At 72.2% G+C, this 13,090-nt stretch carries 13 protein-coding genes; 9 read left to right on the top strand and 4 right to left on the bottom strand.

The features are described from left to right. Window positions 1-68 precede the first annotated feature (68 nt). A complete protein-coding gene (locus tag F5972_RS16415; protein WP_150934339.1) occupies window positions 69-1,136 on the top strand; it encodes a polyprenyl synthetase family protein in 1,068 nt (355 codons plus the stop codon). A gap of 59 nt (window positions 1,137-1,195) precedes the next feature. Here F5972_RS16415 and F5972_RS16410 read toward each other — a convergent pair whose 3' ends face one another. From F5972_RS16410 to F5972_RS16400, 3 genes are read right to left on the bottom strand one after another with little or no spacing between them, the layout of a single operon-like run. Beyond that, window positions 1,196-2,245, bottom strand: a complete 1,050-nt coding sequence (locus tag F5972_RS16410; RefSeq protein WP_150934338.1) for a glucose 1-dehydrogenase — start codon at window positions 2,243-2,245, stop codon at window positions 1,196-1,198. 55 nt (window positions 2,246-2,300) lie between these two features. Next, a complete protein-coding gene (locus F5972_RS16405) occupies window positions 2,301-3,038 on the bottom strand; it encodes a response regulator (RefSeq protein ID WP_150934337.1) in 738 nt (245 codons plus the stop codon). Between the two features lie 8 nt (window positions 3,039-3,046). Further along, window positions 3,047-4,402 carry a sensor histidine kinase gene (locus F5972_RS16400; protein WP_191910157.1) on the bottom strand — a complete coding sequence of 452 codons (1,356 nt, stop codon included), beginning with the start codon at window positions 4,400-4,402 and terminating at the stop codon, window positions 3,047-3,049. A 179-nt stretch (window positions 4,403-4,581) separates the two neighbouring features. On the opposite strand from F5972_RS16400, the gene F5972_RS16395 reads away from it, so the two are divergent. Together F5972_RS16395 and F5972_RS16390 are read left to right on the top strand one after the other, a co-directional pair. Further along, window positions 4,582-4,815 carry a hypothetical protein gene (locus tag F5972_RS16395; RefSeq protein WP_150934336.1) on the top strand — a complete coding sequence of 78 codons (234 nt, stop codon included), beginning with the start codon at window positions 4,582-4,584 and terminating at the stop codon, window positions 4,813-4,815. Beyond that, window positions 4,802-5,941: a hypothetical protein gene (locus F5972_RS16390; RefSeq protein ID WP_150934335.1), complete on the top strand. Its 1,140-nt coding sequence runs from the start codon at window positions 4,802-4,804 to the stop codon at window positions 5,939-5,941. Before F5972_RS16395 ends, F5972_RS16390 begins: the two co-directional genes overlap by 14 nt. Before the next feature lie 60 nt (window positions 5,942-6,001). Here the strand turns inward: F5972_RS16390 and ligD are convergent, their stop codons facing one another. After that, window positions 6,002-6,967: a non-homologous end-joining DNA ligase gene (ligD, locus tag F5972_RS16385; protein ID WP_150934334.1), complete on the bottom strand. Its 966-nt coding sequence runs from the start codon at window positions 6,965-6,967 to the stop codon at window positions 6,002-6,004. 327 nt (window positions 6,968-7,294) lie between these two features. Between ligD and F5972_RS16380 the strand changes: the two genes are divergently transcribed. The 6 genes from F5972_RS16380 (at window position 7,295) to F5972_RS16355 (ending at window position 13,090) form a co-directional block, all read left to right on the top strand. Next, complete coding sequence (locus F5972_RS16380) at window positions 7,295-8,068, top strand: acetoacetate decarboxylase (RefSeq protein ID WP_150934333.1); 774 nt, start codon at window positions 7,295-7,297, stop codon at window positions 8,066-8,068. A 1-nt stretch (window position 8,069) separates the two neighbouring features. Next, window positions 8,070-9,053 carry a 3-hydroxyacyl-CoA dehydrogenase family protein gene (locus F5972_RS16375; protein WP_150934332.1) on the top strand — a complete coding sequence of 328 codons (984 nt, stop codon included), beginning with the start codon at window positions 8,070-8,072 and terminating at the stop codon, window positions 9,051-9,053. Further along, entirely contained in the window at window positions 9,050-10,276 is a 1,227-nt protein-coding gene (locus F5972_RS16370; protein ID WP_150934331.1) for an acyl-CoA dehydrogenase family protein, read from the top strand. The genes F5972_RS16375 and F5972_RS16370 overlap by 4 nt, the downstream gene beginning before the upstream one ends. A 3-nt stretch (window positions 10,277-10,279) precedes the next feature. After that, entirely contained in the window at window positions 10,280-11,515 is a 1,236-nt protein-coding gene (locus F5972_RS16365; RefSeq protein WP_225311579.1) for a CaiB/BaiF CoA transferase family protein, read from the top strand. Window positions 11,516-11,690: 175 nt separating this feature from the next. Next, on the top strand, window positions 11,691-12,404 hold the full coding sequence (locus F5972_RS16360) for an ABC transporter ATP-binding protein (protein ID WP_150934330.1): 714 nt from the start codon (window positions 11,691-11,693) through the stop codon (window positions 12,402-12,404). Continuing rightward, complete coding sequence (locus F5972_RS16355) at window positions 12,401-13,090, top strand: ABC transporter permease (protein WP_150934329.1); 690 nt, start codon at window positions 12,401-12,403, stop codon at window positions 13,088-13,090. The genes F5972_RS16360 and F5972_RS16355 overlap by 4 nt, the downstream gene beginning before the upstream one ends.

Below are 13,090 nucleotides of genomic sequence, written 5' to 3'. Positions count from 1 at the left end.
TCCGCGATCGGGTACGCCGACAGGCCCGGCCTGCCCGACGACGCACCCGAGCCAGAGGCGGTGGGAGCATGACGGAACCGGTGGCGGCGCGTCCGTGCGCCGCGGACGTGCTCGCCCGTACGCGCGACCTGCTCGATCCCGCGCTGCGCCGCGCGGTGGGGACGCTGCCGCCGTCGATGCGCCGCGTGGCCGGCTACCACTTCGGCTGGTGGGACGCCCGGGGGCGGCCGATCGGTGGCGCGAGCGGCACAGGAGGCGGCGGCAAGGCGCTGCGGCCGGCGTTCACGCTGCTGGCGGCGGAGGGCGCCGGGGGAGAGACGACGGCGGCGCTGCCGGCCGCCGTCGCGGTGGAACTGGTGCACAACTTCTCGCTCATCCACGACGACGTGATGGACGGCGACCGGGTCCGCAGGCACCGGCCCACCGCCTGGGCCGTGTTCGGGCGCGCCCAGGCGATCCTGGCCGGCGACTCGCTGCTGGCGCTGGCGTTCGCCGTGCTCGCCACCGGGACAGACAGCGGGCCGGACGGCAGGACAGACAATAGGCCGGACGGCGTGCCGGTGCTGGCCGGGCGGGTCCAGTCGCTGCTGGACGGCCAGAGCGCCGATCTCGACTTCGAGGAACGCGCCGAGGTGGGCCTGGGGGAGTGCGTGCGGATGGCGGAGGGCAAGACCGCGGCCCTCTTCGGGTGCGCCTGCGCCCTCGGCGCGTCGTACGGCGGCGCCACCCCGAGTCAGTCGGTGCTGCTGGAGGCGTTCGGCGAACGCGTGGGCCTGGCCTTCCAGATCGTGGACGACCTGCTCGGCATCTGGGGCGATCCGGCGGCCACCGGCAAACCGGTGCACTCCGACCTGCGCAATCGAAAGAAGTCCCTGCCGGTCGTCGCCGCGCTGGCCTCGGGCACCCCGCCGGCGGGCGCCGCGCTCGCCGCGCTGTACCGCCGTCCCCTCGCGGAGCCCGAGCTGGCGCGGGCAGCGCGGCTGGTGGAGGAGGCGGGCGGGCGTGCCTGGAGCCTCGCCAGGGTGGACGGACTGCTGGACGAGGCGCTGGAGTCGCTGCGGGCGGCGGGGCTGACGCCGGAGGCGACGGCGGGGCTGGAGGCGCTGGCCCGGCTGGCCGCCGACCGCGACCGCTGAAGCGCCCGGGGTGCTCTGAGTGCTTGCGGGCTCGGAGGGCTCGCGGGTGCCCGGGGTGCTCAGCCGAAGGTGAGCACGACCTTGACTTCGTTCTCCCGCCTCTCGTAGGCGTCCGCATAGCGGTGCAGGGGCACCCTCCGGGAGATCAGCCGGGCGAGCCAGTCGCGGTTCGACACGGCGAGGGCGCCGGCCGCGGCGGTGAAGTGGCGCAGGTTGGAGTCGATCGTCCCGATGACCACGGCGTTCTCCAGGACCATCTCGCGGTTGAGCGTGCCCACGTCCACGGTGATCCGGCGGGAGCCGGGGGTGACCCCGGTCAGGCAGACGATCCCGTACGGACCGATCGTGGAGAGGGCGCCGGTGAAGACCTCGGCCGCGCCGCAGGCCTCGACGACCACGTCCGGCCGGAGCGCCGTCATCACGTCCTCGATCCAGCCCGTGTGGTAGGTCGCGCCGAGATCGGCGACCAGCTCCGGTTTGGGCCCGCTCTTGACGAAGTCGAACACATGCACGTCGAGACCGCGCTGGACGCCGAGCAGCGCGGCGAGCATGCCGAACGGTCCCCCGCCGGTGACCAGCACCCGGCGCGGCTCGAACCAGGACCGTGTCCCGATCTTCTCGATCTGCTCCCAGGCCTTGGCGACCACCGACGCCGGCTGCAGCAGCACGCCCGTCTCGCCGAGACCCGAGTCGAGACGTACGGCGCAGTGCGTCTCCACGGACCACATCTCGCTCGCGTAGCCGTCCAGTTCCTTCAGCCCCCGCATGGTGTATCGCCCGTTGCGGCACATGTCGGGCTCGCCGTGGGCGCAAGCCACGCACGGCACCGGATCCGGGTAGCGCACCAGGCCCACGACGAGGTCGCCGGGGGAGAAGCCGGACCCGGCGGGGGCCTGCCGTACGCGGCCGAGGGACTCGTGCCCGATGACCAGCCGCTCCCGGCCCGGCGGGGCGTATCCGTAGTCGCCGGAGACGACCTCCCTGTCGGTGCCGCACACACCGACGGCGACGCTCTCGACGAGGAGGTCGCCGGGGCCGGGCACGGGGTCGGGCACCTCGGTCAGCGCCAGCGACCCGGCCCGGTGCGGCACGACGGTGAGCGCGCGCATGACGCACTCCTTCCCGCGGCTGACGTGGAGAGCACCAAGGGCAGGGAAAATGTGCTCAGCGCTCCGGCACGTCGTCGAGCAGCCCGGCGTCGTGGACCAGCAGGGCGATCTGCACGCGGTTGTTGAGCCCTAGCTTGGCGAGGACGCTCGACACGTGCGTCTTCACGGTCGGGAGGCTGAGGTGGAGCAGCGCGGCGATCTCGGCGTTCGGCCTGCCCTGCCCGACCGCCACGGCGATCTGCCGTTCCCGGTCGTTCAGCGGCGCCAGGCGCTCCTCCGCCCGCGTTCGCCGCAGGTCCCGGCCCGACCCGGCCACCCGGGCGATGAGCCGCCGGGTCACCGCCGGGGACAGCACCGGGTGGCCGCGGGCCACCCGGCGGACGGCCTCGACGATCTCGTGCGGCGGGGTGTCCTTCAGCAGGAACCCGGCGGCTCCCGCGCGCAGGGCGCGCAGCACGTGCTCGTCGGCGTCGAAGGTGGTCAGCACGATCACCTCGGGCGCGTCGTCCCGGGCGCGCAGCGCCTCGGTCGCGGCCAGGCCGTCCATGACGGGCATCCGGATGTCCATCAGCACCACGTCGGGGTGGTGCAGGCGGGCCAGCGGCAGGACCTCCGCGCCGTCTCCCGCCTCGGCGACGACGCGGAGATCCGCCGCGCCGCCGAGCATCATCACGAGGCCGGCCCGGACGAGGGGGTCGTCGTCGGCGATGAGCACGCCGATGGGCCCGCCTGTGGGTGCGCCGACGGGTGTGGGGTCGGGCGCGGGGTCGGGCGCGGGGTCGGGCGAGATCATGCGCGCCATTATGCGGGCCAGGGCAGCCAGGCCCGCACGTGCCAGTCACCCGGGCCGGCGCCGTCGTCCCGGGGCACGGGCCCGTGCTCCAGCCGTCCCCCGGCCAGGGTGACGCGCTCGGCCAGGCCGGTAAGCCCGTGACCGGTGCCTCCGCTGCCGGTGCCGCCGCTGCCGCTGCCTCCTCCGCCGCCGGTGCCTCCGCTGCCGCCACTGCCGCTACCTCCGCTGCCGCCGCCGCTGCCGGTGCCTCCGCCGCCTCTGGTCTCCGGTCGGCCGGTCGCGGGGGTGTCGTTGACCACCTCGATCGTCAGGCCCTCGCCGGGCGCCCCCGCCAGTCGCAGGCGGACCTCCGCCCCCGGCGCGTGCCTGCGCGCGTTGGTGAGCGCCTCCTGCACGACGCGGTACGCGGTGTGACCGGTCCGGCCCGGGACGGTCTCCGGGGGCCGTCCGCCGAGTTCGTCGCGCAGCCTCACCCGCATGCCGGCCTCGCCCGACTCCGCGAGGAGCCGGTCCAGATCGGCCAGGCCCGGCGGACCGGGCCGCGTGGTCGCGGCCTCCTCGCCGTACGAGCCGCCGTACGAGCCGCCGTACGGGTTGCCGGATGCGCCGCCGGAGGGGGCGCGCAGCACGCCGATCACCTCGCGCAGGTCCTGCAGCGCCTGGTGGGCGCTCTCCCTGATGACCCGCGCCGCGCGGGCGACGTCGGCGGGGTCGGCGCCGGGGTTGAACTCCAGCGCTCCCGCGTGCACGCTCAGCAGCGACAGCCGGTGCCCGAGCACGTCGTGCATCTCCCGGGCGATGGCCTCGCGGACCAGGTGCTGCGCCTGCTCGGCCCGCAGCCTCGCCTCCGTCTCCATCCGGGCCGCGCGGTCGCGCTGCGCCAGCACGAGGCGCCGCCGGTGGTGGACGAACAGCCCCCAGCCGGTCGCCGCGCCCTGCAGGGCCAGCCCCAGCATGAACGTCGCGAGCGGCGGCATGTCCGGTTCGGGCCGCAGCCACGTGAACACGACCGCGGCCAGCACGCTGGCCGCGAACACCGCCCCGGATATCCGGGGACGCCGGTGGACCGCGACCGAGAAGAGCGCGGCCAGCATCGGGCCCGCGACCATCTCGAAGACGGCCGACAGCGCGACGAGCGTCACCGCGAGCCCGACCGGCCACCGGCGGCGCAGCCACAGGGCGGCGCAGCCGAGCGCGCCCACGACCTGGTCGAGGGGGAACAGCCACCCGGGCGGCAGCGGCCCGGCGCCGAGGCGCTCCGCCGACATGAGGAAGGCGAACGCCGCGGCGAGCAGGAACATCGCCGTGTCCACGAACCGGTCGCGCCGGGTTCGCCGGTGCCGGGGGGCGGCGGGAGCGTTCATATGGCCGCAGCGTACGTCGTGCGGGCAGGCGTGCTCTCGCGGTGCCGCGAAGTCGATACCGAGGTCGGGGAGCGTCCGACTTTGGTCGGAGGGCACGCCGTGCGCCGGCGACCTTCGCCGGACGGAAGGATGCCGACGCCCGATGCCCGGCGGCCTCCCCGGTCCCTAGCGTCGGCGTCATGCGCAAGGTCATCCAGCTCGCCGGGGCGTTCCTGGTCGCCGCGGGAATCAGCGGAACCATCGACCACCTGGCCGTTCAGCCCTTCAACGGAGCGATCCTCAACGTCTTCAACCGGCAGGTCATCCCGCGCCTCGCCTTCCTGACCGGCTACGAGGTGTACGCGAACCTGCTCGTCGCGGTCGTCGGCGTCGTCGTGTTCGCCGCCACTCTGAGGCACGATGAGAACGCCTGACGCGCGCCGGGCCCGCTGGTCGCTCGCGGCGGGGCTGCTGGTGCTGTCGCCGATGTGCGCCGAGTATCTCGCCGGTTACGACGACAGCACCGGCGATCCGTTCGTGCTGGTCGTCAGCCTGATGATCTTCAGTCCGTTGTACGGCGCGCCCGCGTTGCTGATCCGCGAGACGGCCCGCCGGCTGGGGATGCGCTGGCCGGAGATCCTCGCCCTCGCGGCCGCCTTCGGCGTGCTGCAGGCGGCCGTAGTCGACCAGTCCCTGTTCAGCGAGGGCTACCGGGACATCCCGTACTGGGAGGAGATGATCCGCCCGACGTACGTCGAGCCTCTGGGGCTGGCGGCCCACACCGCGCTGGCCTTCGTCGGCGGCCACGCGATCTGGAGCTTCGGCGCGCCGATCGCGCTGATCGAGGCGCTGGCGCCCCGTCTGCCTGAATCCTGGCCGCGCACACCCTCACTGTCGCGTACGCCCTGGCTGCGCACGCCCGGGCTGGCCGTCACCGCGGCGCTGTACCTCGCGGCGGCGTCGCTGGTGCTGCGCGACCATCTGCGGACCGAGCCCGACCACGCCTCGGCGGCCCAGATCGGGGGCGCGCTGGCCGTCGCCGCGCTGCTGGCGCTCCTCGCGTTCCTCCCCGCCCTCCGGCGCCGACGGTGTGTGCCTCCCGGCCCTGCCGCGCTTCCGGAACCTCCTGGGCTTCCCGACCCTGCTGTGCCTCCGGACCGTCCTGTGCTTCCTGATCCTGCTGTGCGTCCCGGCCCTGCCGCGGCGTCACGGCGCCCGCCCCGGCCGATCGCCGTCGCGGCGGCGGGCCTGGTGGCGGGCCTCGGCTTCGACCTTCTGCCCTCGACCTGGGCCGGGGTCGCGGCCGCGGTCGCCCTGCTCACCCTGACCGCCGCCGTGGCCGGCCGGCTGGCCCGCTCGCCGGAGTGGACCGGACGCCACGTCGCCGCGCTCGCCGCCGGAGCCCTGACCGCGCGCACGGTCGTCGGGTTCTTCGTGGTGCCGCTGGGCGATGTCGCGCCGGTCGCGAAGTACGCGCACAACGTCGCCTTCCTCACCGGCGCGGTGCTGCTCGGCGTGCTCGCCATGCGGCGGCGCGGCACCACGGGCCCGGGCGGATGAGCCGGGGGCGTGTCACCCCGCCGCTCACCCCTCCCTTCGTCCGTCCGCTCGTCCCTCGGTTCACCCCTCCGCGCGGACGACCTCGCCGGGGTCCTTGTCGTCGCGCAGGCCCCGCCAGGAGGGGTGGCGCAGCCGTCCCTCACCGGTCCACTCGGCGAACTGCACCTCGCCGACCAGCACCGGCTCCACCCACCCGCACCCTCGGGCCTCCTCGCGGCTGATACCGGAGAACGGGGGCGTGTCCCGCCGCAGCGGCGCCAGGCGCTCACCGAGCCGCCGCAGCGCCTCGTCCGTGAAGCCGGTGCCGACGCTCCCGGCGTACCGGAGCAGGCCGCCGTCGTTCACGCCTACCAGCAGCGAGCCGATCGTGTCGGCGCGGCGGCCCTCCCCGGGCCGCCAGCCGCCGACCACGACCTCCTGGGTGCGGACGTTCTTGACCTTCACCCAGTCGGGGGAGCGGCGGCCGGGCCGATAGGCGGAGACGAGCCGTTTGGCGACGACGCCCTCCAGCCCCATGCGGCGGGAGTCGGCCAGCGCCTGCTCCCCGCCGCCGGAGTAGTAGGGCGGGATGGCCCAGTGGCTCCCGGCGCGCACGAGGTCCTCCAGTACGCGCCGCCGTTCCGTGTAGGCCGCGCCGATCACGGTGCCCGCGCCGACGTGCAGCACGTCGAACAGCAGGTACGTCACGGGCGTGGTGACCACCAGATGCCTGATCCTGAGCGGGTCGCGTTGGTGCATCCGCGGCTGGAGCGCCTCGAACGACGGCCTGCCCTGTTCGTCGAAGGCGACGATCTCCCCGTCGAGCACGGTCGGCTGCCCGCCGGTCGCGCCGGCCAGCCCGGCGATCTCGGGATAGGCGGGGGTGATGTCCCTGCCGTTGCGGGAGACGAGCCGGAGCGTCCCGTCCTCGACGTACCCGAGGGCGCGGACCCCGTCCCACTTCATCTCGTGCGCGTAGTCGCCCTGTGGTTCGGGCAGCGGCCCGAGCCGGGCCATCATCGGCGCGTACGCCGGAAGGGCGGCCATGCCCCGCTGGTACCCCAGCAGAACCGGCGCGTACCGCCTGACCTGCTGGTTCCTTTTCCCCGCCGGCGGTGCCACGAGGCACCCGGGGACGGAATCCTGCGGGACGGCGCGTGAGTGCGCTGCTGTCACTGGGCACAGTCCTCCGTAGGAGGACAGGCCTCCACCTGCGGGGATCGGTCTGCCACACCCGCGGTGGGCGGTGGATGCGCGACACGAGGGAGCAGACGAGTATGGTCACGCTCACGCCGCACGCTCCAGCGGATCCATACGGTGTCGCGCGGCTTCTGCGCGCGCCGGTGAGCGCCCCGCCACCGGGGAGGCGCTCCCATGAGCGGAGACGTGAGCGGAGACGTGAGCGGGCGGCGTGCCAGGTGCGATCCACTCACGGCGTTCACCACGCCGGTGAACGCGCCGGCGTACGCGCCGCCTCCGTACCGGTTCACCGACAGGGAGTACTTCAGGATCGTCTACCGCACTGATCTCGATGCTGTTCGCGGTGTCGTGCCCGAGCCGCTGACGATGGCCGATCCTCTCGTGCGGTTCGAAGTGATCAGGATGCCTGACAGCACCGGCTTCGGCTCTTATCACGAGTGCGGCCAGATAGCCATCGCCGATCACGATGGACGGCAGGTCGATTTCAACATCGGGCTCTATGTCGACAGCGTCAGCGCGATCGTCGGCGGTCGCGAGCTCGGCGGCTATCCGAAGACGGGCGGCACGCCGAGGCTGTATGTCGGCTCCGACACGCTCGTCGCCACGCTCGACTACGGAACGCTGCGCGTCGCGACCGGGACGATGGGCTTCAAACATCGCGAGCGGGACAGGAACGAAGCGATCGAGGAGCTCTGCCTGCCGGTCCACCAGCTCAAAGTGGTACGGGGAACCGGTGGTGCCCTTCGTGTCTGCGAGCTCGTCCAGACGTCGATGACCGACCTCGTCGTCAAGGGCGCCTGGACGGCGCCGGGCAGGCTACAGCTGTTCGAGCACGCGCTCGCGCCACTCGCGGATCTTCCCGTGCGCGAGGTGATCTCCGCGACGCACACCCTCACCGATCTGACGCTCGGAGAAGCCCAGACGGTCCACGACTACCTGGAGAAGTGAGATGAACGACGGCGCCGGCAACGCGTACCGCTCGGTCGCGGTTGTCGGCGCGGGCGTGATCGGGGTGTCCTGGACGGCGCTTTTCCTCGGCCATGGCCTGCGTGTGACGGTCAACGACCCGCGCCCCGACGTCGAGGACGTCGTTCGTGCCGGACTTGACGAGATCGCTCCGACGATGCGCGAGCTTGGCCTGCCGATCGCCGGCGCGGCCGCGCGGACGGAAGCGCTACGGTTCGAACCTCGCCTGGCCGCGGCGGTCGCGGGCGCGGATGTGGTGCAGGAGAACGGTCCGGAACTCCTCGGCGTCAAGCAAGAGCTGTGGGCGGTGATCGAGGAGGCCGCGCCGCCCCATGCGCTCCTGCTGAGCTCGAGCTCGGGGATTCCGGCCACCGCGATGGCGGAACACATGCGCGAGCCGGAGCGGCTCTTGATCGGTCATTCGTTCAACCCGCCGCATCTGGTGCCGCTTGTCGAGATCGTGCCGGGCAGGCACACCGATCCGGCCGTCGTGGAGCGGGCCGGCCGCTTCTACCGAGGTCTCGGGAAGCGACCGCAGGTGCTGACGAAGGAGATTCCCGGCTTTGTGGCGAACCGCCTTCAGGCCGCGCTCTTCCGCGAAGCGATCTATCTGGTCACCGAGGGCGTCGTGACGGAGCAGGAACTCGACGACATCGTGACCGCCTCGATCGGGATGCGGTGGGCGGCCGCCGGTCCCTTCCGCACATTTCACCTCGGCGGCGGGCCGGGCGGCCTGCCGGCCTTCTTCCGGCATCTCGGCAGGGCTCTGGAGGAATGGTGGGGGCAGTCGGGCACGCCGCACCTCGACGGGCCGACCGTGGCTCTGCTGAACGAGCAGGCGCAGCACTTCGGGGGCAGCGTCGAAGAGCTCGCCGCCGAACGCGACGCCGCGCAGATCGCGGTCATGCGCGCGCTCGGCGAGATTCCCGGGCCCGCACGCGAAGAGGAGAATGAGAGGTTCCGATGAGCGTGACCAAGCTTGCGCCGCATGCTCCCACGGGCCCCTGGCTCGAACCGGGGCTGCTTCCGGGGGACTTCTACGCCTGTCAGGAACTGCTGTCCGGCGAAGAGCGCGCCAAGGTCGAACGCGTCCGGGAGTTCGCGCGCACCGAGATAGCGCCGATCGTCAACGACTACTGGGCGAGTGCGGAGTTCCCGTTCGAGATCATCGACCACTTTCGTGAGCTCGGCCCGCTCACCTGGGCTGATCCGCGTTCGCCCGAGAAACCGCCGAGCAACCTGCTGACGGGCTTCACCGCGATGGAGATCGCGCACGCTGACGCGTCGATCGCGACGTTCTTCGCCGTGCACAGCGGGCTCGCCATGGGCAGCATCAGGAAGCTGGGGTCGGAGGAACAGCGGCTGCGCTGGCTGCCGCCGATGAGTCGCTTCGAGCAGATCGGAGCGTTCGCGCTGACCGAGCCCTGTGGAGGCTCGGACGTGTCGGGGGGAATGGAGACGACGGCGCGCCGCCAGGGCGACACCTGGATTCTCGACGGCGCCAAGCGCTGGATCGGGAACGCGACCTTCGCCGATCTCGTCATCGTCTGGGCCCGTGACGTGGAGACCGGGCATGTGCTCGGGTTCGTCGTCGAAAAGGACATGCCCGGCTTCCACGCGACGAAGATCGAAAGGAAGATGGCGCTGCGCATCGTGCAGAACGCGGACATCGTGCTCGACAGCTGCCGCGTCCCAGAGGCGAACCGGCTGCAGAACGCGAGCTCCTTCCGCGACACCGCGGAGGTCCTGCGGGCGACGCGCGCCGGCGTGGCCTGGGAGTCGACGGGTCTCATGCTGGCCGCCTACGAGATCGCGCTCGCGTACGCGAAGGAGCGCGAACAGTTCGGCAGGCCGATCGCCAGGTTCCAGATGATGCAGGACCTGCTGGTGAGGATGCTGGGGAACGTCACCGCGTCACTCACGTTGTGCTGCCGGCTGGCCCAACTGCAGGACGCGGGCGTCTATCGCGACGAGCAGTCCTCACTCGCGAAGGCGATGTGCACGGTACGCATGCGCGAGACCGTCGGATGGGCCCGCGAATTGCTCGCGGGCAACGGAATCGTCCTCGACTACAACATCGGCCGCTTCGTCGCCGACGCCGAGGCCATCTACTCCTACGAGGGCACCCGAGAGATAAACACGCTTATCGTGGGACGTGCGGTAACCGGGCTGTCCGCGTTCGCTCGTTAGGTGATGACCATGACGAACGAAGCGGTGTTCACGGGCGTCAAGGTGCTCGACGTCGCGAGCTTCATCGCCGGTCCTGCCGCCGCCACCGTGCTCTCCGACTTCGGGGCCGACGTGATCAAGGTCGAGCCGCCGGGTGCCGGTGACCCTCAGCGCCGCCTCGCGCTCGTGCCGCCGAATCCGCGGGCTCACGCGAACTACGCCTGGCATCAGACGAACCGCAACAAGCGCGGGATGGCGGTGGACCTGAAGTCCTCCGACGGCACCCGGATCCTCGAGCGGCTCGTCAAGTGGGCGGACGTGCTGATAACCAACTACCCGCACGCGGCGCGCGAGAGGTTGCACCTCACGTACGGCGAGGTCGCCGAGTGGAATCCGTTGATCATCTACGCGGACCTCACCGGCTTCGGCAACGCCGGACCGGACGCGGCGCTTCCGGGCTTCGACATCACCGCCTACTGGGCGCGCAGCGGCCTGCTGGCGGCGACCCGTGACGCCGGCGCGCCGCCGACGCTGCCCGTCGCGGGCAGTGGCGACTACGCGTCGGCCATGGGTCTGTACTCGGCAATCGTGACCGGCCTGTATTTCCGTGAGCGGACGGGCCGGGGGACGTGTGTCGGGACCTCCCTGCTCGCACAGGGCGTCTGGGCGACCGGCATGCTGGTGTCCGGGGCGCTGGCCGGCGGACAGTTCTACGGCCTCCATGACCGGGAAAACCCGTCGAACCCGCTCATCAACACTTACGCGACCGCCGATGGCCGCTGGCTGATGCTCGTCGTGTTCCTGCCGCACTGGCCCCGGCTCGCGAACGCGATCGGCCGCCCGGAGCTGCTCAGTGATCCGCGCTTCACCGATCCGCGGGCGATCGCCGAAAACGCGCACGCGCTGACGGACATCCTCGATCGCGCGTTCGCCGCCCAGCCGCTGGCGTACTGGAAACAGGTACTCGGCCGGGCGCGGGTCTCCTACGGGACCATCCAGACACCGGAAGAGGCGGCGGGCGACCCCCAGCTGAGGGCCACCGACATCGTCGTCCCGATCGAGGGCGTGGACGATCTCGACTCCACCATCAGCAGCCCGATCACCATGCTCGCCAGTCCCAAGGTGCCGCCCAGGCGTGCTCCCCGGCTCGGCGAGCACAACGACGAAGTCCTGGCCGAGCTCGGGTTCAGCCCGGGTGAGATAGCCGGCTTCCGCTCGGAGGGGGTGATCCCTCCGCCCGCGACGCAGGAGCCGCAATGACCATACGCGGCCGGGTTGACGCGCCCTCCGGCGCGGCGAAGCCGGCACATACCTTCTGACCTGCGGGGACGCGCGCCGTCGGCACGTCTCCGTGCACGGCCATCCTCCGAACGGGGGATGCCGGGCGACGTGCCGGGTGATGCCGCGTGATCGGCCCCGCCGGGAACCTCAGAGCATGGAAGCAATCGAGGTGACGGACCTCCGCAAGTCCTATGGGGACACCCGCGCCGTGGACGGGGTGACGTTCACGGTCCGGTCCGGTGAGACGTTCGGGATCATCGGCCGCAACGGCGCCGGGAAGACCACGACCGTCGAGTGCCTGATCGGACTCAGGCGAGCCGACGCGGGCACGGTCCGCGTGCTCGGCGAGGATCCGGCGCGCAGGCGGAGAGCCCTGGCTCACCGTCTCGGCGTGCAACTGCAGGACAGCTCCCTACCCGAGCGGATCACGGTGGCCGAGGCGCTGCGCATGTTCGGCTCGTTCTACCGGGACGGGTCCGGCTGGAGGGGGGTGATGGAGCGCTGGGGTCTGCGGCCGCTGGCGGGAAAGGCGTTCGGCGATCTGTCGGGCGGGCAGAGACAGCGGCTGATGCTCGCGCTGGCCCTGGTCGGCGACCCCGAGATGGTCGTGCTCGACGAGCTGACCACGGGTCTCGACCCGATCGCGCGCCGCGAGACCTGGCGGCTGGTCCACGACCTGAAGACGGCGGGCACCACCGTGGTGCTGGTCAGCCACTACTTCGACGAGATAGAGGCGCTCTGCGACCGGGTCGCCGTCTTCGCCCGCGGCCGGGTGGCGGCGGCGGGCACCACGGGCGAGCTCGTCGCCCGGACCGGAACCGCCTCGCTGGAAGAGGCCTACCTCGCCCTGGAGGGAACGGACCGATGAAGGCGTTCACGGCTCTGGCGGCCGCCGAGCTCAGGCTGCTGTCGCGCGACCCCGCCTCGTTGTTCTTCATGGTGGCGTTCCCCCTCATGCTGCTGGTGCTCAAACGCGGCGACAGCGGCGCGGTCCCCGGCTACCTCGCGATGATCGCCGCCATCGGCGGGATGGGTGCGCTGCCGGGCCTGCTGGCCTCCTACCGCGAGCGCAAGGTGCTCAAGCGGCTGGCCACCACGCCGATCTCCCCGGTTCTGCTGCTCGGCGCCCAGCTGGTGGCCCAGGTCGCCGCGGGCCTGGCGGGCTCCGTGCTGCTGGTGGTCGTGACGATCGCGGTGTTCGGCGCGCGGGCACCCGGCGACGTTTTCCTGCTGACCGCCGCCTTCCTGCTCTGCTCGGTGATGGCCTGCGCGCTGGGCTTCGTGATCGCCGCCGTCGTGCGCACCGCGAGAGGCGCGAGCCTGATCGGCATGCTGGTCATGTTCCCGATGATCTTCCTGTCCGGCGCGGCCGTGCCCAGGAGGGCCCTGCCCGGCTCGTTGCGTCAGATCGGCGACTTCCTGCCCCTGACCCCGGCCGTGGAAGCCCTGGGAGGCGCCTGGTCGGGCACCGCGGCGTCCTTCCCCCTGCTGATCCTGGCCGGGATAATCGTGGCGGCCACGGCCGCCGGCGCCGCGCTGTTCCGATGGGAGTGA

It is taken from the genome of Microbispora cellulosiformans (assembly GCF_008728085.1).
Lineage (GTDB): Bacteria > Actinomycetota > Actinomycetes > Streptosporangiales > Streptosporangiaceae > Microbispora > Microbispora amethystogenes.
This window is presented reverse-complemented; position numbering and strand designations above follow the sequence as displayed.

What these genes read in the sequence shown, in the direction of transcription:
- F5972_RS16395 (WP_150934336.1), top strand. Translation starts at nt 4,582, where the DNA reads ATGCGCAAGGTCATCCAGCTCGCCGGGGCGTTCCTGGTCGCCGCGGGA.
- F5972_RS16415 (WP_150934339.1), top strand. Translation starts at nt 69, where the DNA reads ATGACGGAACCGGTGGCGGCGCGTCCGTGCGCCGCGGACGTGCTCGCC.
- F5972_RS16360 (WP_150934330.1), top strand. Translation starts at nt 11,691, where the DNA reads ATGGAAGCAATCGAGGTGACGGACCTCCGCAAGTCCTATGGGGACACC.
- F5972_RS16365 (WP_225311579.1), top strand. Translation starts at nt 10,280, where the DNA reads ATGACCATGACGAACGAAGCGGTGTTCACGGGCGTCAAGGTGCTCGAC.
- F5972_RS16405 (WP_150934337.1), bottom strand. Translation starts at nt 3,038, where the DNA reads ATGATCTCGCCCGACCCCGCGCCCGACCCCGCGCCCGACCCCACACCC.
- F5972_RS16355 (WP_150934329.1), top strand. Translation starts at nt 12,401, where the DNA reads ATGAAGGCGTTCACGGCTCTGGCGGCCGCCGAGCTCAGGCTGCTGTCG.
- F5972_RS16380 (WP_150934333.1), top strand. Translation starts at nt 7,295, where the DNA reads ATGAGCGGAGACGTGAGCGGAGACGTGAGCGGGCGGCGTGCCAGGTGC.
- F5972_RS16370 (WP_150934331.1), top strand. Translation starts at nt 9,050, where the DNA reads ATGAGCGTGACCAAGCTTGCGCCGCATGCTCCCACGGGCCCCTGGCTC.
- F5972_RS16390 (WP_150934335.1), top strand. Translation starts at nt 4,802, where the DNA reads ATGAGAACGCCTGACGCGCGCCGGGCCCGCTGGTCGCTCGCGGCGGGG.
- F5972_RS16400 (WP_191910157.1), bottom strand. Translation starts at nt 4,402, where the DNA reads ATGAACGCTCCCGCCGCCCCCCGGCACCGGCGAACCCGGCGCGACCGG.
- F5972_RS16410 (WP_150934338.1), bottom strand. Translation starts at nt 2,245, where the DNA reads ATGCGCGCGCTCACCGTCGTGCCGCACCGGGCCGGGTCGCTGGCGCTG.
- ligD (WP_150934334.1), bottom strand. Translation starts at nt 6,967, where the DNA reads ATGGCCGCCCTTCCGGCGTACGCGCCGATGATGGCCCGGCTCGGGCCG.
- F5972_RS16375 (WP_150934332.1), top strand. Translation starts at nt 8,070, where the DNA reads ATGAACGACGGCGCCGGCAACGCGTACCGCTCGGTCGCGGTTGTCGGC.